Genomic DNA, 20683 nt, shown 5'->3' with positions numbered 1-20683 from the left:
AGATGTGGCACAAGCGCAAAGCCTACTGTAGCTGGAAGTCCTCGAGCAGCCGATAGATCTTGAATCTCGGTCCGTCTCGCCGCAGCCAGACCACGAGCTCGTCGCCGAGCAGCCGATCCGCCGCGATCCGAGCCGTCATGATCGGCACGCGGATCACGATGTCCTGGTCGTCGAGCGTCTCGGGCTGGATCGCTGGGTGTTGCGGCGTCGCGAGCACGTCCTCCGCCCGGAAGATCTGGAGCTCCGATTCCCGGTAGACCGGCTCTCCGGCGAGCTTGCCGTACTCGAGCCGCCGGAACCGCTGCTCCCACCAGAGCCCGGCGCTCGGCGGCTGCCCTGATCCGCCGGAGCCGGTGTGGATCGCGAGGGCATCGCGCGTCAGCAGCTCGCTCAGCGCCTCGCTGTCCTCGGCGATGATCCGCTTGAAGAACTCGGCCACGACGTCCAGCGCCAGGCCGACGCCGAGCGGCGTCCGGAGGGTCACGACGCTGTCGCTGGCGTCTGCCTGGTTCGCGGGTTGCGGCGGAGCGCTCGTCGGATCGATCGCCACGCCGTCCGGGCGGCGACGCTCGTCGGGGAGCTCGGAAGCGGTGGGAAACGAGGCCGTTCCTCCAAATTCGCACCCCAGGAGGGATGAGGCGATGAGCACGGCGATGAGCAGCGAAGGGAGCGCCGGCGGCGCTTGCGAGGCGTCGGGGACGCCGGCCGGCCATGCATGCACCCCGGCCCCCTGCGGGCCATGGGGGCGGTCAGATCGGCTCGATCGCTGGAGCATCGGCGCGCGTGAACGTCACGATCGCACGCTCGCCGACGTCGGTCCACCCCGCGGGGGCCTGGTCGTCGTCGAAGTCCGACGCGACGAGCGTCAACCGGCTCGCGGCGTAGTCGGGCATGCGCATCCGGCCGAGGCCGCCGTCGCTCAGGAGCCGCTCCATGTCGTCGCTGCCCTGGTAGATGCGGTACGCCATCGGCGTGCCGCCGTGGGCCGCGAGCAGGTACTCCGGGTTCGTGACCACGATGTTCATCGCGCTCGGTCCGGCCCCTTCCTCCGCGCAGAGCCGATCGACGAGCGATACGGAGGACCGGAGGGCCGCCCGCGCGCTCGCCGCGTCCACGTTGGGCCGATCAAGCTGGCCGCTGTCGTGGAGGAACGACAGGAACAGGTGGAAGAGGATCTCGCTGTCCGTCTCGCCGCGGACGTCGCGCTGGAGAAACTGCGGCAGCGAGTCGCTCAGCTGGCTCCGCAGTCGGGCGAACCCTTCGACCGTGCCCGTGTGGGCGAACAGCCACTGCCGGTAGCGGAAGGGGTGCGTGTTCTCGGTGCGCAGGCTGCCGACCGTCGCAGCCCGGACATGCGCCACGAGGATGTCGGCGCGCACATCCTTGGTCATGTCGACCAGGCTGATCTCGGGTCGATCGTCGATCGGCCGGCGCTTGAGGAGAATCTCTCCTCCCTGGTAGAAGCCGACGCCCCAGCCAGGGATCACGCCCTCCCTTCGCCGGACCGTGAGGGCACGGTCTTCAAGCTCGATCGCACGCGCGCCGAGATCCGGACGGTTACCGATAAAGCCGACGAGACGAGCCATAGCTTTGTCCTCGCGAGTTGGGCCGGGGGGCGGGGCAGGGTCCGGCTCGCCGGTAGAGCGCTCCCTCATCTGCAAGCAGGGGTGGCTCCGTCGGTCGGCCGAGTGAGCGTGGGTCGCGGGTTGCGCCCTATGCTTTCTTGATACGACAGAGTCGCCCTGCAAGCGGAGCAAAAACGGATCCCCAGCGGCGACGCTGGTCGCGGGCACGGCTTGACCACACTGCCCGCCGCTCGTTCTCGTTCTCGTTGTGCCGGTGGTGCCGGTCGCGTTACCTCTTACTCACGCTCCTCGCACGACGCGCTCCTACCTGCCGCTCCTTCCCTCTCCTCCTCGCTCCTTCCCCCGCGAGCGGCTAGCCTCGTCTGCTCTGCTCTGCGCGTCGGCTCATCGCGTCGAGGCCGTGGCGCATCGCGCCGTGGCGCGCGTCCTCCAGCGCTCGGCCGCCCCGCCGGTAGCTCGCGCTGGCGTCGCGACGTGCGGCCGGCGCAGGCGGCGGCTGCTGCGCCGCGGGCCGCTGCGCAGCGGCAGCTGTGCATCCGCGGCCTCGGGGCAGAGCGCGCGGCCGAGACCCGAGGAGCAGCCCCGCGCGGGGTGCGAGGCGCGGCAGAGCGGCGGCAAGACATACCGTCAGGAGCTCTGACGCGCGGCACTAAGGCGAGAGCCGATTCAGCATACGCGGGAACGGGATTGTCTCGCGCACGTGGGGCAGGCCGCAGATCCAGGCGACGCTCCGCTCGACACCCAGCCCGAAGCCCGCATGCGGGAAGGTGCCATACCGGCGCAGATCCAGGTACCAGCTGAACGCCTCGGGGGGCAGCTGATGCGTCTCGATTGCCCGCTCGAGTGTGGCGAGATCGTCCTCGCGCTGCCCGCCCCCGATCACCTCACCATAGCCCTCAGGCGCCAGGACATCGACGCAGAGGGCGAGCCGGTCGTCCGTCGGATCGCGCTTCATGTAGAAGGCTTTCACCTGGGCCGGATAGCGGTGGATCATGACGGGGCGATCATACCGGCTGGAGATGATCGTCTCGTCCTCGCCGCCGAGGTCCTCGCCCCAGGGAAAGTCCGGAACTTCAGACTCTGCCGCTATCTTACGTTTCTCCACGCGCGCCTCGTTCAGGAGGGCGACGGCCTCGTCATAACGAATGCGCGGGAACGGCTTCTTGACGGCCTCGAGCTTCGTGACGTCGCGCTCGAGCACGGAGAGCTCGGGCCGGCGCCGCTCGAGGACGCGCTCGACGATGAAGCAGAGGAAGTCTTCGGCGAGGTCCATATCCCCCTCGAGGTCCATGAACGCGACCTCGGGCTCGACCATCCAGAACTCGGCCAGATGGCGGCGGGTCTTGGACTTCTCCGCGCGGAACGTGGGGCCAAAGCAGTACGCCTTCCCGAACGCGGCCGCCGCTGCCTCCATGTAGAGCTGTCCCGACTGGGTGAGGTACGCCTTGTCGCCGTGGTAATCGGTCTGGAAGAGCGTGCTCGTCCCCTCGCACGCGTTCGGCGTGAAGATGGGCGCGTCGACCAGCGTGAACCCTCGCCCGTCGAAGAAGTCGCGGATGGCCTGGATGATGGTGTGACGCACGCGCAAGATCGCGTGCTGCCGCCTCGATCGCAGCCAGAGGTGGCGGTGATCCATGAGGAAATCGGTCCCGTGCTCCTTCGGGGAGATGGGGTACTCGCCCGAGGTGGGGCCGAGCAGGCGGAAGCCGGACGCGACGACCTCGACCACCCCGGCGCGCTTCGGGTGCGCCTTCACCTGACCCGTGACCTCGATCACGCTCTCCTGGGTCACCCTGTCCGCCGCCGCGAAGACCTCGTCGCCGACGTCGCTCTTCGCCATCACGCACTGGACGGTGCCGAAGCCGTCGCGGAGCTCGAGGAAGTGGAGCTTGCCGCTCGAGCGCTTGTTGTAGAGCCATCCCCGGAGCACGACCCTGCTGTCGACGTGCTCGCTGAGGTCGCTGGTAGCGATGACGGGCGAGTCCTGCATGGGGGCCCGAAATAGCACGGTTTAGTTGCGGCTGACGCCGGCACCGGCCAAAAATGGCGCCATCGTGGCCTTCCGAAAGCGTCGCGCGCTCTGCGCGCCTGTGTTGTCCAAGCTGCTCGCCGCAGGGAGCATCCTGCTCGCCGCAGGTGGCTGCTCGTTCCTCTACCCGGAGCTCGCGACGCGGCTCCACGAGCCCCCTCCAGGGCAGGAGCTGCATCCTCCGCCGCCTGAGGACGTCCGGTGGCTCCGGATCGTCCAGGCCAGGATCCCGGAACGCACGCGGGACGGTCGAGCCTGGGATCCAGAGGCGGGCGGCCTCCCCGACCCCTATGCCCGCGTCCTGGTCAACGGCGAGGAGATCTTTCGGACCAAGGTGCAATCGGACACCCTGGACCCGACGTGGCCCGACGCTCCCAGCGGAAATTTTCATATTTCACCCGAGGATCGGCTCCGCGTGGAGGTCTGGGAGTCGGACGCGCTCCTCGACACGCCGATCGGGGTACGCGACATCGGCCGGCCGACCGATGCGCAGCGCGCCGGCGCGGAGATCGAGGTCGAGCTCGACGGGGGCGGCTGGCTCACGCTGGCGTTCGAGCCGGCCCACGCCAAGCTCGGCCTCGGCTTCTGGTACGAGCTGCACTCGGGCTCCGCGTTCATCGCGCGGACCGTGGAGGGAGGGCCCGCCGAGCGCGCCGGGCTCCGCAAGGGCGACGAGGTGCTCGAGATTGCGGGGCGGCCTGTGCGACGCCTGTCGGTCGCCGCGATCCGGGGCGTGTTCGACGCCGCGCCGCGCGCCGGGCTCGTGCTCCTGGTCAAGCACGCCACAGGCGCGACCGAGCGGCTCAGGGTCCACGAGGGGCCCATCTATCCGCTGTTCGATCGCTTCTCTGCCGCCGAGTAAGGGAGCCAGCGCCGTGAAGATCCCGCCGTTCGGGCTCACCACCCTGGAGATCCGCGAAGAGCTCGCCCCCCTGCGGAATGACTTCTCGATCGCCGTCTGCCGCGCGAAGAACCCGTTCAACATCGGCGCCATCATCCGCGTCGCGCACTCCTTCCTGGTGCGGGAGATCTTCCTGATCGGGACCGAGCCCTATTACGAGCGCGCCTCGATGGGCATGCAGAAGTACGAGACCCTCGTCGAGTGCCCCGACGAGGCGGCCTTCCTGGAGGCGGCGCGCGGCCGCCCGCTCATCGGCGTCGAGCGCGATCACGCGCGGCGGACCCTCTGGGAGGCGCCGTTGCCCCACGGGCTCGTCTTCCTCTTTGGCAGCGAGGACGACGGGCTGCCGCCGGTGCTGCTCGACGCGTGCGAGGACGTGATCGCGATCCCCATGTACGGGATCAACCACTCGTACCCGGTGGCGATCGCCGCAGGCATGACCCTGTGCGAATGGGCTCGGCGGCGCGACCCGCGCGGCGGCGTGAGCCGCGCCGGCGGCTGAGCCGCGCCGCCGCGCGGTGTCCGCGCGGGGCGAGGGGCCGTTACTCGCGGAAGCGCTCGAAGACGAGGAGCTCGCCCAGGAGGTCGTGATCGAGCGTCCCGGCAGGGCGCATCCCGAGCTTCTCGATCACCCGGAGCGACGCGCGGTGCCAGGCCGGCGTGGTGGCGATCACGCGCCTCACGCTCGCCTGCTGCAGCGTCCAGCGAAGGACGGCGCGCGACCCCTCGGTCGCGTAGCCCTGTCCCTGGGACCTGCCCTCGACGCCGTAGCCGATCTCCACCGTCCCGGTCGCGTCGGGCCGGCCGTTCAGCACCACGCTGCCCACGACGACGCGCTCTTCTTGCCCGCGCGTCACCATCAGCCGCGTGCCCCACAGGAAGGCGTCCGGATCCTCGCGCAGCCGGTCGAGGGGCGAGCTGAAGGCGCGCTCGACGAGCGCGCGCCCGGGCCAGGCGTCGGGGAAGCGCGCGCCGGAGATCGCCTCAGCCTCGAGGCGATCTCCGCGGATGACCGCCTCGAGCAGGGGCAGCGAGACCGGGGTCAGATCTAGGCGCTCGGTAGTCAGGGTGCTCATCGCGGACCTGCGCGGATCAGATCACGCGTCGCGGCCTGCCGGAAGTCGAAATGGCGAAGGGCCGACTTCCCCAGGGGGAAGCCGGCCCTCGCCCGCCGGGCTTAGCTGCCCGCGCCGCGATCAGAAGTCGTGGCCGTGGCCCGCGTGGGCCCCGCCGGCCGCCGCCTTCTCGTCCTTCGGCCGCTCGGCGATGAGCGCCTCCGTGGTGAGCATCAGGCTGGCGACGCTGGCCGCGTTCTGGAGCGCCGACCGGACGACCTTGACCGGATCGATGACGCCCATCTCGAGCAGGTTGCCGTAGTTGCCCGACGCCGCGTTGTAGCCGAACGAGTCCTTGCCCTCGCGCACCTTCTGCACGACGATCGAGCCCTCCTCGCCGGCGTTGGCCGAGATCTGGCGGAGGGGCTCCTCGATGGCGCGGCGGATGATGTTCACGCCGAACCGCTGCTCGTCGTTGACCTGGATCTTCTCGAGCGAGCTCTGCGCGCGGATGAGCGCCACGCCGCCGCCCGGGACGATGCCCTCCTCGACGGCCGCGCGGGTCGCGTGGAGCGCGTCCTCGACGCGGGCCTTCTTCTCCTTCATCTCGGTCTCGGTCGCAGCGCCGACCTTGACCACCGCGACGCCGCCCACGAGCTTCGCGAGCCGCTCCTGGAGCTTCTCGCGGTCGTAGTCGCTCGTGGTGTTCTCGATCTGGGCGCGGATCTCCTGCTGCCGGGCCTTGATCTTGTCCTTCTTGCCCTGGCCGCCGACGATCGTGGTGTTGTCCTTGTCGATGATGACCGTCTTGGCGCGGCCGAGATCGCTGATCGTGACGTTCTCGAGCTTGAGGCCGAGCTCCTCCGCGATCACCTGACCGTCCGTCAGGGTCGCGATGTCCTTCAGCATCTCCTTGCGGCGATCGCCGAAGCCCGGCGCCTTCACGGCCGCGCAGTGCAGCGTGCCGCGGAGCTTGTTCACGACGAGCGTCGCGAGCGCCTCGCCCTCGACGTCCTCGGCGATGATGAGGAGCTGCTTCTGGCTCTTGGCGATCGCCTCGAGCACGGGGAGCAGGTCCTTCATGTTGGAGATCTTCTTCTCCGAGATGAGGATGTAGGCGTCCTCGAGGTTCGCCTTCATGGCCTCGGGGTCGGTCACGAAGTACGGCGAGAGGTAGCCGCGGTCGAACTGCATGCCCTCGACCACGTCGAGGGTCGTGTCGGAGCTCTTGGCCTCCTCGACCGTGATCACGCCCTCCTTGCCGACCTTCTCCATGGCGTCGGCGAGGAGCTTGCCGATCGTCTCGTCGCCGTTCGCGCTGATCGTGCCGACCTGCGCGATCTCCTTCGCGTCCCTCGTCTGCTTGGCCGTGCTGTGGAGGTGCGCCACGATCGCCTCGACCGCCTTGTCGATGCCGCGCTTGATCTCCATCGGGTTGTGGCCGGCCGCGACGAGCTTGGAGCCCTCGCGGTAGATCGCCTGGGCGAGCACGGTCGCGGTGGTCGTCCCGTCGCCGGCGATGTCGCTCGTCTTCGAGGCGACCTCGCGGACCATCTGGGCGCCCATGTTCTCGAAGCGGTTCTCGAGCTCGATCTCCTTGGCGACCGTGACGCCGTCCTTGGTGACCGTCGGCGAGCCGAAGCTCTTCTCGATGACGACGTTGCGCCCCTTCGGGCCGAGGGTGACCTTGACCGCGTCGGCGAGGGCGTTGACGCCCGCGAGGATCATGCTGCGGGCGGACTCGTTGTAGATGATTTCTTTGGCTGCCATGGTGTCTCTCCTAAGTTCCTGCTGTCGCCCGCGTCACTTCTCGATCACGCCGAGGATGTCGTCCTCGCGGAGAATGAGGTGCTCCTCGCCGTCGATCTTCACCTCGGTGCCCGAGTACTTGCCGAAGAGGATGCGATCACCCTCCTTGACGTCGAGCTTCCGCACGGTGCCGTCCTCGCCGACCTTGCCGTTGCCGACGGCGATGACCGTGCCCTCGATCGGCTTCTCCTTCGCCGTGTCCGGGATGTAGAGACCCCCCTTGGTCTTCTCTTCTTCCTTCACGCGCTGAACGATCACGCGGTCCTGGAGCGGTCGAATCTTCATCTTGCGAATCCTCCGGGGACGAGCGGCCGCGTCCCTCGAGACGGCGGGACCCAGACAGCCCGCCTGAGCTGCCGCAAGGTCCCATACGATTGCAGTCTGGGCACTTTGCTAGCACTCACCTCATGGGAGTGCTAGCGAGCGCGCGGAAGATAGCCACCCTCTCCGGGGTGTCAAGCGCGGGCCAGTCCGGCACTTTGCGGGCTGGCAGCCAGGCGCTGGGGTGGCTGTAAATGCTGAAGATCCCAAGGAAAGGTGCGGGGCGTCAGGCTGGGCTCGGTCAGGGTCATCGGCTAGAGTGAGCCTATGAGGGCGGAAATGCGGCAGCAGCGTGACGCGACGCCCTCACGGTCTCCAGCCCGATGGAGGCCGACAGGACGTGTCTGGTTGGCCTGAGCGCGCGGTGGCCCGGGTTACGTCGGTATCCAGGGCGCCCGCGCAGGTGAGGTGCCCCCGTGAGCCAAGCGATCTCTGTGTCCCCGAGCATGACCCGCTACTTCCAAGAGGTTGTGGACGAGGCGCTCCGAGTTCGGAACGTCGCCGCGACCGAGGCGGCGTCGAGTTACCTGGTCAGCCTGCTTTGTGCTTTCGCTCACCCGGACGAGCACGCCGAGTCCGCCTTCAACCAACCCCTGACCTTTCTCCTGCGCGATGCCCTGGAGGCCTCCGGAGCCGAGCGCTTCCGCCGGCTGCGTAACCTCGGCGACGGCGTCCTCTATGTGGTCGGCTTCTTCGGCGGCCACATCGAGCTCAAGGGCGTCGATCGCGGCTACGTGGTCGGGGTCGGGTCGACCGCCTACCACCATGCCGCCGCTATGCTGCGCCTCAACGCGCGCGTCGGCCAGGGCCCGGATGTCCTTTCGGAGATGGCCGAGAAATTCGAGCGCTTCGTGAGCGTCTTGAACGATGTGGCCGACGGCACGCTCGCGTCCGGTGCTCGGGACGAGCGCTCGGTGCTCCGGCTGTACGAGCGCTGGGTCCGCACCGGCTCCAGCCGCCTCGCCGAGGAGCTCGGGGCGCGTGGGATCGTGCCGGGCCGTGGCACGGGCGGGCTCAACTGATGCCGGGCGCGACCTTCCCCGGTCGGATCCAGCAGCACCTCGCGCGCACCTACGCGCTCGACGACGCGCCCGCCGTCGACGATTTCATCCGGCCGACGGACGGAAGGGCGCGCGAAGCGCTGCTGATCCGGCACGCGGACGGGGACATCGAGGTGGCGCTGCACCTGCCCCGCCGCGCGATCACGCGGGGGCGAGAGGGGACGTTCGACGAGATCTGCCAGATCGTCGAGGGGGTGAGCCACTTCATCTATGTGGCCGAGCGGGCGCGCAGGGAGCTCCCGGCGACCCAGCTCGAGCTCGAGCTCCAGGCCGAGGTGGACAAGTACGTGCTGCTCGTCCACGGCGGCCTGGCCGAGGAGGTGGAGCCTCCGGGCCCGCCGCTCCGGCGCCGCCGCGAGGTCGCTCCACCGGGGCCCGCGTGCTTCGAGCCCGAGCGCGCCGCGCGGATCCGCGCCCACCTGTTCGAGCGCGTCACCTTCATGGATCCCCCGGGCACGGAGACCGGCGATCGCTACCGGATCGCGAACGACCTCGCGGCGCGGTTCGCGGGCCGGCTGGAGGCCGAGTTTGCCCGCCGCGGCCGGCACGCCGAGCTGTTCGCCGCGCTTCGACGCTTCTACGCGGCGGGGCAGACGGAAAAGATAGCCCTCGCGCGAGCCGCTTGATCGCGTCCTCGCCGGCGCTCGGGGCGTCCTTGGGGGGACGGCTCCGAGCGCCCGTCGCGGCCGCGGGATCGTTCTCTCTTGACCGGTTCGCGCGCACGTACTCTCATCCGCATCCACGATGCCTTCCGCGAGCATGATGCCGCCCCGTGTGCTGGTGGCCGAAGACGAACCGGCGATGTTGAGCCTCGTTGCGCGTCACCTGAGGAACCTGGGTTTCTCCGTGATCGAGGCCTCCGAGGGCGACTCCGCCTGGGATCTCGCGCGCGAGCACCAGCCGGACCTGGTGATCCTCGACGTGATGATGCCCGGCATGAGCGGCTGGGAGATCTGCAAGCGGCTGAAGAGCGACACGTCCGACGGCCGGCCGTTCGCGAGCACCGGCGTCATCATGCTCACCGGGATCGGCGAGAACCTGAACGAGATGACGTCGCCGCTCTTCGCCGCGGACGCCTGGTTGAACAAGCCGTTCGACTTCGCGGATCTCGATGCGCGGGTGCGCGAGACGCTCGCGCGTTACGCGAAGCAGCTGCCCGAAGCGAACGGCAGCAAGGTCCAGCCGAGCGCAGCAGGCGAGGAGCGCGAGGCGGATGCGCCGCACGCGCAGCAACCGTCCGCAGCGCGCGCGACCGGGGCGAAGAAGTCGGCGGCGAACGGCGCTGCGACGAACACGGTGGCCGCCAAGCCGTCGGCGAAGAAGCCGGCCGTGAAGCAAGCGGCGCCCAAGAAGGCCTCGGCGAAGAAGCCGGCCGCGAAGCAAGCGGCGCCCAAGAAGGCTGCGGCGAAGAAGCCGGCCGCGAAGCAAGCGGCGTCCAAGAAGGCCGCGGCGAAGAAGCCGGCCGCGAAGCAAGCGGCGTCCAAGAAGGCCGCGGCGAAGAAGCCGGCCGCGAAGCAAGCGGCGTCCAAGAAGGCCGCGGCGAAGAAGCCGGCCGCGAAGCAAGCGGCGTCCAAGAAGGCCGCGGCGAAGAAGCCGGCTGCGGCGAAGAAGACAGCCGCCACGAAGGCGGCACCCAAGAAGAAGACGGCGAAGTAACCACCCTGGGATCCGCGCCGTGCGCGCGCCCGGTCACGTCGTTCCATAGAACGCACGCGTTCGCCTGCTGGCGCCGGGGCGCCGGAGATCCATCCGGTCGGAAATCGGAGGAAGAGCCCTCGCGCACTCCCCGGAGCGCGATCGATGCCGGAAGGCCGCTGAGCGCAGAGGCTGTCCTGCGCGGGAATGATCGAGGTTCGCCGCGCGTCATGCCCTCACGCGTCGCGCGCAGCCTCCCAGGAACTTTCGGGCGCCTGACCCATCAGCGGGTACAATGCTGCGACGTTTCCTCTTCGAGGGCCCCCGCGGGGGGCGTCCGGAGCGCTGAGCACCGTGAGCGACTCTCGCACGAAGCATCTCGACCGTATCCGCAGCGCCGCGCTTGCCGTCGAGCTGAGGCTCCGGTTCGGACGCGCGCTGCGCGCTCTGCCGACCGCGCTGACCCTCGCGCTGGCGCTCGCAGCCGGGACGCTGGCGGTCCACAAGGCGCTCCCCGCGCACCTGAGCGAGCCGCGTACGCGGCAGATCCTGCTCGGCGCGGGGCTGCTCGTGCTGGCCACCCTCGCGCTGGCGATGCTGCGCCGCCTGCCTCCCCGCGCCGGCACGATCGCCCTCGACCGGCACCACGGTCTTCACGACCGGCTGACCAACGCCCTCGCCTTCGAGAAGCTGCCCGCGGCGCAGCGGACCCCCCTGATGGAGGCGGCGATCGACGACGCCTGCGAGCACGCGGCGACGCTGCGCCCCGCCGGCGCCGCGCCGCTCGCGTTCCCGCGCGAGCTCTGGACCTCGGCCGCGGTAGGCCTCGGCGTGCTCGCGGTGGCGCTGCTCGAGGTGCGCATCCCGCGGAAGCAAGCGCCTGTCGCGCAGACCATCGACGCGCTCGCGATGTCGCCCGACGACCTCGAGCTCTTCAAGGACGCGGCGAAGGCGCTCGACCGGCAGGACCAGAGCCCGGAAATGAAGTCCGCGGTCGAGCGCTTCAACCAGCTCATCGAGGACATCGCCAACAAGCGCCTCGATCGGACCGAGGCGTTCCGCCGCATGGAGGCGCTCGAGCGCGAGCTCCTCAAGGGCGCCGAGGCCGACCTGAAGGCGCTCGAAGAGGCGCTGAAGGAGACCGGGATCGATCTCAAGAAGAGCGACCTGGCGAAGGGCGTGGGGGAGTCCCTCGAGAAGAAGGACCTCGAGAAGGCGAAGAAGGACCTGAAGGAGCTCGCCGAGAAGCTCCGCGACAAGAAGCAGAAGTTCAACAAGGCCGAGATCGAGCGGCTGCGCAAGGCGCTCGCCGAGGCGGCCTCGCGCCGCAAGGAGGCCCTCGCCGCGATCAACGAGAAGCGGGCCGAGGTGCGCGAGCAGCTCCTCAAGCAGAAGCAGAAGGCCTCCGCGAACGAGCAGCAGAAGTCCGAAGAGGAGCGGCTGCTCAAGAAGAAGGAGCGCGAGCTGGAGCGGCTCGACCGCGACGCCGAGCAGAAGGAGCGGACCGGGCGCCAGCTCGACCGGCTCGACCGGGAGCTCGCCAAGGCCGCCGAGGATCTGATGCGCGATCTCGGGATGTCAGCGGACGATCTCGAGCAGGCCGCCGAGGACATCAACCGGATGCAGCAGGAGGAGATGTCCGAGCAGGAGAAGGAAGAGCTGCGCCAGCGGCTCGAAGAGCTCCGGGAGCTCGTGCGCCAGCAAGGGCAGGGCGGCAAGCAGCGGATGGCGAGGATGCTCCGCTTCGGCAAGCGCGCGCGCGGCAACCAGGGCAGCGGCGAGGAGCAGCAGGGGCAGGGCCAGCAGGGGAAGGGCGACGGCGAGCAGGAAGGCCAGAACGGTCAGCAGGGCCAGGGCGGTCAGGGCCAGGGCGGTCAGGGCAAGGGTCAGGAGCTGGTGATCGGGCCCGGCGGCAAGAAGATCCTGATGCCCGGCGGGCAGGGGCAGGGGCAGGACGGGCAGGGGAGCGGCCAGGGCAACAGCAACGGCGGCAATCAGCCCGGGGGCGACGGCGCCGGCTCCAGCCGCGGCGGCGAGGTCGCAGGCAAGCGCACCGACCCGAAGATGGGGACCCAGGACGTCCAGGCCCAGGGGCTCGACACGCAGCAGGGGCCGTCGAACAGCGAGGTGATCCTCAGCGCCGCCGAGCGGGGCTTCAAGGGGACCGGCTACAAGAAGGTCTTCACGGACTACCACACGGTCGCGGAGCAGCAGATCAACAAGGACCAGATCCCTGATGGATACCGGTTCTACGTGAACCGGTATTTCCAGCTCATCAGGCCGCGCGAGTGAGTCGAGCCGGCGGCTCGAACGCGACCGCGCCTCTCTACTCTAGCGGCGCTCCGCGACAGCGGGCACGAAGCAGGAAGCTATGGCCGAGAAGACGAAGGAAGCAGCGCGGGCCGAGGTAGACGAGTTCCGCGCGAGCATCGGAGGGCTGCGCGAGGAGGTGGGGAAGGTCATCGTCGGCAACCGCGAGGTGATCGATGGGGTGCTCACGTGCATGCTCGCAGGCTCGCACGCGCTGCTCGAGGGCGTGCCGGGGCTCGGCAAGACGATGCTCGTCCGCACCATGGCGGAGGCGCTCGAGCTCCAGTTCTCACGCATCCAGTTCACGCCCGACATGATGCCCGCCGACATCATCGGCACCACGGTCATCGATGAGAGCGCGGGCGGGCAGCGGTCGTTCTCGTTCCGCAAGGGGCCGCTCTTCGCGAACATCGTCCTCGCCGACGAGATCAACCGGGCGACGCCGAAGACGCAGAGCGCGCTCCTCGAGGCCATGCAGGAGCACCGGGTCACGGTCTCGCGGCAGAGCTACACGCTGGAGGAGCCGTTCTTCGTCCTGGCGACGCAGAACCCCCTCGAGAGCGAGGGGACGTACCCGCTGCCCGAGGCGCAGCTCGATCGGTTCTTCTTCAAGCTGCACGTGCCGTTCCCGAGCCGCGACGAGCTGAACTCGATCCTCGAGCGGACCACCGGGACCGACGCGGTCGCTGCGCGCCCGGTCCTCAACAGGGAGCGGATCGTCGCGATGCAGCGGCTCGTCCGCGAGGTGCCCGTGGCGAAGCACGTGCAGGACTACGCGGTGCGGCTCCTGCAGGCCACCCACCCCACCGAGGGAGACAGCCTCGACGAGGTGAAGCGGTTCGTGAAGTTCGGTGCGTCGCCGCGAGGGGCGCAGGCGCTCCTGCTCGCCGCGAAGATCCGGGCGCTCTTCGAGGGGCGGTTCGCGGCGTCGGTCGACGACGTGCGCGCGTGCGCGCTGCCCGCGCTGCGCCATCGCGTGCTCCTCAACTTCGAGGGAGAGGCCGAGGGGGTGAAGACCGACCAGGTGCTGCAGGCGATCCTCAAGCACTTGCCGGAGAGCAAATGAGGCGCCGTCTAGGGTAGCATGGGGCTCTTCGACGCGTTCAAGAGGGCCGCCGCGCCGCTGCGCCGGCTCTCAGCGCTCTCCGCCGGCGCCCCCGACGAGGAGCTCTTCGACGACGAGTTCCAGCGCAAGCTCGACTACCTCGCCATGGTGAGCCGTCGCGTCTTCTCGGGAGCGATGCGCGCGGAGCGGCGGACCAAGAAGACCGGCTCCGGGGTCGAGTTCGCCGATCACCGGGACTACGCCCCCGGCGACGATTTCCGGTACCTCGACTGGGCCGCGTACCAGCGCTTCGACCGGCTCCTCATCCGGCTCTACGAGGAGGAGGAAGATCTCTCGATCTACTTCATCCTCGACACGTCGGCGTCGATGGCGTTCGGCGACGGCGCGAAGCTGCGCCACGCGAAGCGCCTCTGCGCGGCGCTCGCGTATGTGGGGCTCGCCAACCTCGACCGCATCGCGATCGTCACCGCGACCGACGAGATCAGCGGGCGCATGCAGTCGACCCGCGGCAAGGCGCGCATCTTCAGGATCTTCCGCTTCCTCGGGCAGGCGCGCAAAGGCGGCGCGACCGATCTCGGGGAGGCGATGAAGACCTTCGTGGCGCAGCACAAGCGGCGCGGGCTCGCCGTCATCCTCAGCGACCTCTACGATCCGGTGGGCTTCGAGCGCGGCATCAACGTGCTCCGGTACAACCGGTTCGAGCCGTTCGTGCTCCACATCGTCGACCCGCGCGAGGCGCGGCCCGCGCTGCGCGGCGACGTGCGCGTCTACGACTGCGAGACCGGCGACGAGCGCGAGGTCACGGTGACCGCGAAGGTGCTCGATCGCTACGCCGAGGCGTACGAGCAGTACCTCGACGAGATCCGCCGCTTCTGCACGTCGCGGCAGGTGAGCTACTTCCGCGCCGACGTGTCCGTCCCCTTCGACGAGCTGATCCTGCGCGTGTTCCGCAGAGGCGGCTTCCTCCGGTAGCGATGCTGCACTTCACCGGCGTCCCGCTGCAGACCCTGCTCCAGATCGGCGCCCTCGCCGGCGCGGTGGTCGTCGTCTTTTACATCCTCAAGCTGCGCCGGCGGCCCGTCGCGGTCCCCTTCTCGAAGATCTGGGAGCGCGTCCTCCGGGACAAGGAGGCGACGAGCCTGTTCTCGCAGCTGAAGCGGCTCCTCTCGCTCCTGCTGCAGCTCGCGCTCCTCGCGCTGCTCCTGCTCGCGCTCGGGGATCCTCGCCCGCAGGCGAACCTCGTCGAGGGGCGCAACATCGTCGTCCTCGTCGACGCGAGCGCGAGCATGCAGGCCATCGACGTCGCGCCCTCGCGGATCGAGCTCGCGAAGGAAGAGGTCAGGAAGATGGTCCGTGGCCTGTCCGGCAGCGACCGCATGCTGCTGGCCCAGATGGACGCGGCCGTCACGCCGCTGTCCACGCTCACCGGCGAGATCGCCGATCTCGAGGCCGCCGTCGCGGCGGTGAAGCCGACCGACGCCACGGCCGATTTTGCGCGCGCGCTCCGCTTCGCGGGCGATACCCTGAGCGGGCTCCCGTCGCCGGAGGTCATCGTCGTGAGCGACGGCGCGCTCGGCGAGCCGGCCGACGCCGGCGGGCCGGTGCACCTCGGCGACATCAAGCTCTCGTTCTTGCCCATCGGCACGGGCCAGAGGAACGCCGCCATCACCGAGTTCTCGGTGCGGCGCTACCCGCTCGACAAGAGCCGCTACGAGGTGATGCTCGAGGTCACGAACACGAGCGACGAGCCGCTCGATCTCGAGCTGTCGCTGCTCGGCGACGGCCAGCTCACGGATCTGACGCGCATCCGGCTCAAGCCCAAGGAGAAGCTGCCCCGCTTTTACCCGAACCTCTCCGGCGCATCGAAGACGCTCGAGGCGAAGCTCGCGCTGGCCGACGGCAGCTCCGATGACCTCCCGGCGGACAACCGCGCGTACGCGCTCCTCCCCGAGCGGCGCCGCGCGCGCGTCCAGGTCGTCTCCGCGGGGAACATGTTCCTCGAGGCGGCGCTGCTCCTCGACGAGTACCTCGACGTGACGTACGTCGAGCCGCAGCGTTACCCGACGGCGTCGTCGTTCGACGTGACCATCTTCGACGGCGTGGCGCCGAGCGTCGCGCCGGGGAGCGGGAGCCTGCTCTACCTCGACCCGACCGGGACCACCCTCCCGTTCGAGGTAGGCAAGGAGATCCTGGACGACGACCCGAACTACCGTCTGGGGTTCGACGAGCTCGACGCGAAGCACCCGCTCCTGCGCTACACGGCGCTCAGCGACGTGAACATCGCGCGCGCCCACGTGCTCAAGGGCAACAAGGAAGACAGGGTCGTGGGCCGGAGCTACAAGGGCCCGCTGCTCATCGCGGGGCGGCGCGGCGGCGTCAAATTCGTCGCGCTCGGCTTCGACGTCCGCGAGAGCGATTTCCCCCTCCGCATCGCCTGGCCGCTCTTCCTGCTCAACGCGATCAACGACTTCGTCGAGGAGGACACGAGCTACATCTCCTCGTTCCGCACGGGCGCCGTCTGGCACATCCCGGCGTCCTCGTCCGCGGAGTCAGCCAGCCTGGAGCTGCCCGACGGGACGAAGCGGGCGGTCCCGATCCAGGACGGGCGCGCCGTCTTCCTCGGACAGCACGCCGGCTTCTATACGCTGCGCGTCGGCGCCGCCGGCGCGCAGGAGGAGAGCATGTTCGCCGCGAACCTCTCCGCGCCGCAGGAGAGCGCGATCGCTCCCGCCGCCGAGCTCAAGGTCGACGGACGCGGCGCGGGCGCGGTGAGCGAGTTCAAGATCGGCGTTCGCCGTGAGCTCTGGGTCTACCTGCTCGCGGCGGTGCTCCTCGTGACCGCGATCGAGTGGTTCACGTACCACAGGAGGGTGACGGTGTGAGCGCGTTCAGTGGCCGCAAGTTCCGCGTCGTCGCGTGGGCCATCACCTGCGCCGCCCTCGGTGGGATCCTGTTCTGGGCGTACCGGAAGTACGTCATCTTGCATCCGGATCCGACGCTCACGTGGGTGCGCGAGGGGGTGAAGTACGAGCTCCTCAACCCGAAGATGCTCGGCGCGCTCCTGCTCGCCCCCTGGTTCGTGGGCGTCCTCGCCGGATCGCTCGCCGACCTTCCCCTCCCGCAGCGCGTGCTCTCCGTGCTGCTGAGGATCGCCTTCGTCGCGCTGATCGCGCTCGGGCTGTCGCGGCTCGCGAGGACCGCGACAACGGAGAAGGTCGCCACCATCTATCTCATCGACGTCTCGGAGTCCGTCACCGACGAGTCGCTCGGCGACGCGCGCGCGGCGGTCGACAAGGCGTTCGCCGAGAAGCCGGAGGACGGCGTGATCAAGGTGATCACGTTCGCGCGCCGGCCGCGGCTCGTCGAGCACGCCGCCGGCGAGGCGGCCGGCCGCGACGCAGAGCGGCGCGCGCCGGCCATCGGCCGCCACCTCGACGAGAAAGGACAGCGCGGCGATCTCGGCGCAGGCTCGAACCTCCAGGCGGCGCTCCAGCTGGCCTACGGGCTGTACCCGCCCGGCTATCTCAAGCGCGCCGTGCTGATGTCGGACGGCGTCCAGACCGACGGCGACGTGCTGGCCGAGGCCAACCGGGCGCGCGATTTCGGGGTACGGCTGTTCTCCATCCCGTACCGGCGACCCGCGCCGCCCGAGGTCGCGGTGCGCGAGCTCAGGATGCCGGACCGCGTCAAGGTCGGCGAGACGTTCGAGATCCACGCCGACATCTATGCCAGCCGCGCCACAAAGGCCCGCGTGCGGCTGTTCCAGGGGGAGGCGCTGAACGGCCTCGAAGGCATCCGGGATCTCGAGCTCAAGGCGGGGCCGAACGACGTCGTGTTCAGGAGCGTCGTGCGCATCGCGGGGCAGGTGACCTACGCGCTCGAGCTCGACCAGATCGCCGACGACAAGTTCAAGGAGAACAACCGGTACGCGACCACCATCGACGTGCCCGGACGCCCGTCGGTGCTCTATATCGAGGGGACGCCGCAGCACGCCGGCCCGCTCTCGAGCGCGCTCACCGCGCAGCAGCTCGACGTCGACGTCAGGCCGCCGGCCGGCTTCCCCGGCTCCCTCAAGGAGATGGAGCGCTACGACTTCCTGATCGTGTCCGATACGCCGAAGGAAGCGCTCAGCCTGCAGGGGCAGGAGATCATCGAGAGCTACGTGCGCGATCTCGGCGGGGGGTTCCTCTTCGCCGGCGGCGAGTCAGGGTACGGCCTCGGCGGCTGGTACCGCACCACCATCGAGCGGATCCTGCCGGTGCGGATGGACAACGAGCGGAAGAAGGACATGCCGAGCGTCGCGATGGCGCTCGTCATGGATCGCTCGGGGTCGATGACCGGGCTGCCCCTCGAGATGGCCAAGGCCGCGGCGAAGGCGACCGCCGGGGTCCTGTCGTCCGACGACCTGATCGAGGTCATCGCGTTCGACTCGGCGCCGACCCGGTACGTGAAGATGCAGCCCGCGCGCAACCGCTCGCGGATCGCCGGCGAGATCGCGCGCATCCAGCCGGGCGGCGGGACCGAGATCTTCGCCGCGCTCGACGCCGCCTACCAGGACATGACCGTGACCCAGGCGCGCAAGAAGCACGTCATCCTCCTCACCGACGGCAAGGCGTCGACGGGCGGCATCCGCGACCTCGTGTCCGCGATGATCGCGGAGTCGATCACGGTGACCACCGTGGGGCTGGGGAACGACCTCGACGAGCAGCTGCTCAAGATGATCGCCGACGTGGGCGGAGGGCGCTTCCACGCGGTCCCCGATCCGAACAACCTGCCGCGGATCTTCACCAAGGAGACCGAGATGGTCGCGCGCGCCGCTGCCGTCGAGGAGTGGTTTCCGGTCACGCAGGTCGGCGACGCGGCGTTCCTCCGCGGCATCGACATCCGCACGGCGCCGAACCTGCACGGCTACGTCTCGACCAAGCTGAAGCCGTCGCCGGCCCAGGAGCTGCTCACGAGCGACACCGAGGAGCCGATCCTCGCGCGCTGGCGGGTCGGCCTCGGGTGGACGCTGGCCTGGACGAGCGACGTCAAGGCGCGCTGGGCCGTGGAGTGGCTGAGGTGGCCGGGCTTCGAGAAGTTCTGGGGGCAGCTCGTCCATGAGCACATGCGCCAGAAGCACCGGCGCGAGCTCGACATGAAGGCCGAGATCGTGGACGGAGACCTGCGCGCGTCCGTGGACGCGTTCGGGGCAGATGACCGCTTCGAGAACAACCTGACCTCCCGGCTCAGCATCATCGGGCCCGAGCCGGGCGGGACGACGCGGGTGGTCGACATGCGTCAGACCGCGCCGGGCCGGTACGAGACGGCGCTCGCGCTGGATCGGTACGGCTCCTTCCTGCTGCGGGCGGAACACCTTCGCGAGGCCGAGGACGGCTCGCTCCGGCCTGTCGCCGTGAGCTACGGCCACGTCTCGAACCCGTACCCCCGCGAGTACGCAAGCTTCGAGCCCGAGCTCACGACCCTCGAGAAGGCCGCGACGTCTACCGGCGGCGTGGTCGATCCGAACGGCGTGGCGGCCATCTTCGACCCGGCCGGGGAGAAGGTGACCTTCCACGAGGAGCTCTGGCAGCGGTTCATCTATGCCGCCATGCTCGTCTTCCTGCTCGACCTGTTCGCCCGGCGGGTGCGGCTCTTCGACCGGAAGTTCGTCGCGCGTCGCGGCCGCGGGGTAGGAGGCCGGAGCCTCCCCGCCGTATGACGGCCCGCGGCACAACCGAGCCCCGATGATCGCTGATCCCCCGTTTCGCGCCGCCATCACGCCCAGCACCGGTGAGCATCCGTCAGGTTGCCCCCGACTCCGCTGCATGGATCGCTGTGCTCCAGACCGCTGGCCCGCACCATTTCGCGACGCGGAGGGGCTGTCTTGGGCTAGTTTCCCCTTATAGACCGGTGGTAGAGGAGCCCTGGAAAGCAGCGAAGGACGTGAACGCGCTCGAGGCCTCCACCTTTCGGCCTCCGGTAGGTCGTCCGCTCATTATCAGCGGCGATCCGCTCGCCTCGCTCCGCGGCCGGGGCGCCTCGGTCTCCTCCAGCACCGCCCTCGGCCGGCTGCTCCGCGAGTCGCCTCGGACGATCGCGGAGCTCCACGAGCAGGAGATCGCGCTGGGGATCGACGTGGTCCGGGCCCTCACGTCCGCGACGACGACGCGTGCCCTGGCGCCCATCGGCATGGGGTTCCGAGCCGCCGCGCTGACCGGAACAGCGGTCGAGCTCGCGGCGGAGGCGGCAGGCGCGGCCGCACGCCGCGTGGCGGTGGCCGGTATCCTGGGGCACACTGCCGCCGCGCCCATGGCCGACCGGATTGCGGAAGATTACGCGGTCCATGCGGCCAGGCTGGCGGCCGCCGGCTGCGAGATCCTCGTCGCTTGCGGCTTCGATCCCGTCCAGGCGGCGTGCGTCTCCCCCGCGGTCGCGCGGCTCGCGCGCCGCGCGGCGGTGGTCAGCGCCAGCACGACGCAGCTGGCGACGTGGGCGCTCGTGGAGCTCGACGGGGCCGGACGTACCGCCGACGGCGAGGGCTTCGAGGAGGTCGCCCGGGGGGCGCTCGACAGCGGCGCGGACGCGCTGCTCTTCGAGATCGCGTCGGTCGACCTCGGGCTCAACATCCTCCGGCGCCTCGAGGGCGTCGCCCACGAGGCCCAGGTCGGCGTGCTGCTCGGCGTCGGGCCCGCGCACGGAGAGGGGGCCGAACGCCCCTCGCCCGCCGAGGCGTGCGACGCCTGGGCCGTGTCCGCGGCGCGGCTCATCGAGGCGGGCGCGCGAATGCTCGGGGGAGGGACGGGGACAACGCTGGCGCACCTCGGTGCGCTCGCGAAGATGCTCCGTACGACGCAGCGCGCGCCCCTGCTTAGGCGTGCGCTCTAGGCGAGAACGAAACAAACCGGAACCGTGATGATGGCCGATGCAA

Annotated in this window: 17 protein-coding genes; 11 read left to right on the top strand and 6 right to left on the bottom strand. The window is 69.7% G+C overall.

Annotated elements, in window-relative coordinates:
* Nucleotides 1-22: 22 nt before the first annotated feature.
* The 3 genes from WME75_RS31130 to asnS all read right to left on the bottom strand — a co-directional run bounded on the left by WME75_RS31130 (nucleotide 23) and on the right by asnS (nucleotide 3576).
* Nucleotides 23-721, bottom strand: a complete 699-nt coding sequence (locus WME75_RS31130; protein ID WP_437478788.1) for a hypothetical protein — start codon at nucleotides 719-721, stop codon at nucleotides 23-25.
* 28 nt (nucleotides 722-749) lie between these two features.
* The gene (locus WME75_RS31125) at nucleotides 750-1487 is read right to left on the bottom strand and encodes a class II glutamine amidotransferase (RefSeq protein ID WP_437478787.1); all 738 of its coding nucleotides are present in this window, start codon (nucleotides 1485-1487) and stop codon (nucleotides 750-752) included.
* A 748-nt stretch (nucleotides 1488-2235) separates the two neighbouring features.
* The gene (gene asnS / locus WME75_RS31120; protein WP_437478785.1) at nucleotides 2236-3576 is read right to left on the bottom strand and encodes an asparagine--tRNA ligase; all 1341 of its coding nucleotides are present in this window, start codon (nucleotides 3574-3576) and stop codon (nucleotides 2236-2238) included.
* A gap of 100 nt (nucleotides 3577-3676) precedes the next feature.
* On the opposite strand from asnS, the gene WME75_RS31115 reads away from it, so the two are divergent.
* Nucleotides 3677-4477: a PDZ domain-containing protein gene (locus WME75_RS31115; protein ID WP_437478783.1), complete on the top strand. Its 801-nt coding sequence runs from the start codon at nucleotides 3677-3679 to the stop codon at nucleotides 4475-4477.
* A 13-nt stretch (nucleotides 4478-4490) separates the two neighbouring features.
* Nucleotides 4491-5018: a TrmH family RNA methyltransferase gene (locus WME75_RS31110; protein ID WP_437478781.1), complete on the top strand. Its 528-nt coding sequence runs from the start codon at nucleotides 4491-4493 to the stop codon at nucleotides 5016-5018.
* Nucleotides 5019-5058: 40 nt separating this feature from the next.
* Here WME75_RS31110 and WME75_RS31105 read toward each other — a convergent pair whose 3' ends face one another.
* The 3 genes from WME75_RS31105 to groES all read right to left on the bottom strand — a co-directional run bounded on the left by WME75_RS31105 (nucleotide 5059) and on the right by groES (nucleotide 7665).
* Complete coding sequence (locus WME75_RS31105) at nucleotides 5059-5592, bottom strand: GNAT family N-acetyltransferase (protein WP_437478779.1); 534 nt, start codon at nucleotides 5590-5592, stop codon at nucleotides 5059-5061.
* A gap of 120 nt (nucleotides 5593-5712) precedes the next feature.
* Complete coding sequence (groL, locus tag WME75_RS31100; RefSeq protein ID WP_437478777.1) at nucleotides 5713-7341, bottom strand: chaperonin GroEL; 1629 nt, start codon at nucleotides 7339-7341, stop codon at nucleotides 5713-5715.
* Nucleotides 7342-7374: 33 nt separating this feature from the next.
* Nucleotides 7375-7665 carry a co-chaperone GroES gene (groES, locus tag WME75_RS31095; protein ID WP_437478775.1) on the bottom strand — a complete coding sequence of 97 codons (291 nt, stop codon included), beginning with the start codon at nucleotides 7663-7665 and terminating at the stop codon, nucleotides 7375-7377.
* 452 nt (nucleotides 7666-8117) lie between these two features.
* On the opposite strand from groES, the gene WME75_RS31090 reads away from it, so the two are divergent.
* The 9 genes from WME75_RS31090 (at nucleotide 8118) to WME75_RS31050 (ending at nucleotide 20640) form a co-directional block, all read left to right on the top strand.
* Complete coding sequence (locus WME75_RS31090; protein WP_437478774.1) at nucleotides 8118-8723, top strand: hypothetical protein; 606 nt, start codon at nucleotides 8118-8120, stop codon at nucleotides 8721-8723.
* Nucleotides 8723-9388: a hypothetical protein gene (locus WME75_RS31085; protein WP_437478772.1), complete on the top strand. Its 666-nt coding sequence runs from the start codon at nucleotides 8723-8725 to the stop codon at nucleotides 9386-9388. Before WME75_RS31090 ends, WME75_RS31085 begins: the two co-directional genes overlap by 1 nt.
* Before the next feature lie 118 nt (nucleotides 9389-9506).
* Nucleotides 9507-10418 (top strand): response regulator transcription factor, encoded by a 912-nt coding sequence (locus WME75_RS31080; RefSeq protein WP_437478770.1) that lies wholly within the window; start codon nucleotides 9507-9509, stop codon nucleotides 10416-10418.
* 333 nt (nucleotides 10419-10751) lie between these two features.
* On the top strand, nucleotides 10752-12689 hold the full coding sequence (locus tag WME75_RS31075) for a hypothetical protein (RefSeq protein ID WP_437478768.1): 1938 nt from the start codon (nucleotides 10752-10754) through the stop codon (nucleotides 12687-12689).
* A gap of 79 nt (nucleotides 12690-12768) precedes the next feature.
* The gene (locus WME75_RS31070; protein ID WP_437478766.1) at nucleotides 12769-13773 is read left to right on the top strand and encodes an AAA family ATPase; all 1005 of its coding nucleotides are present in this window, start codon (nucleotides 12769-12771) and stop codon (nucleotides 13771-13773) included.
* Nucleotides 13774-13791: 18 nt separating this feature from the next.
* Nucleotides 13792-14745 carry a DUF58 domain-containing protein gene (locus WME75_RS31065; protein WP_437478764.1) on the top strand — a complete coding sequence of 318 codons (954 nt, stop codon included), beginning with the start codon at nucleotides 13792-13794 and terminating at the stop codon, nucleotides 14743-14745.
* 2 nt (nucleotides 14746-14747) lie between these two features.
* Nucleotides 14748-16655: a vWA domain-containing protein gene (locus tag WME75_RS31060; protein ID WP_437478762.1), complete on the top strand. Its 1908-nt coding sequence runs from the start codon at nucleotides 14748-14750 to the stop codon at nucleotides 16653-16655.
* Nucleotides 16652-19474: a VWA domain-containing protein gene (locus WME75_RS31055; protein WP_437478760.1), complete on the top strand. Its 2823-nt coding sequence runs from the start codon at nucleotides 16652-16654 to the stop codon at nucleotides 19472-19474. The genes WME75_RS31060 and WME75_RS31055 overlap by 4 nt, the downstream gene beginning before the upstream one ends.
* Nucleotides 19475-19665: 191 nt before the next feature.
* Nucleotides 19666-20640, top strand: a complete 975-nt coding sequence (locus tag WME75_RS31050) for a homocysteine S-methyltransferase family protein (RefSeq protein WP_437478758.1) — start codon at nucleotides 19666-19668, stop codon at nucleotides 20638-20640.
* Nucleotides 20641-20683: the final 43 nt, after the last annotated feature.

Origin of the sequence: Sorangium sp. So ce1014 (assembly GCF_051521505.1) — a bacterium.
Lineage (GTDB): Bacteria > Myxococcota_A > Polyangia > Polyangiales > Polyangiaceae > Sorangium.
This window is presented reverse-complemented; position numbering and strand designations above follow the sequence as displayed.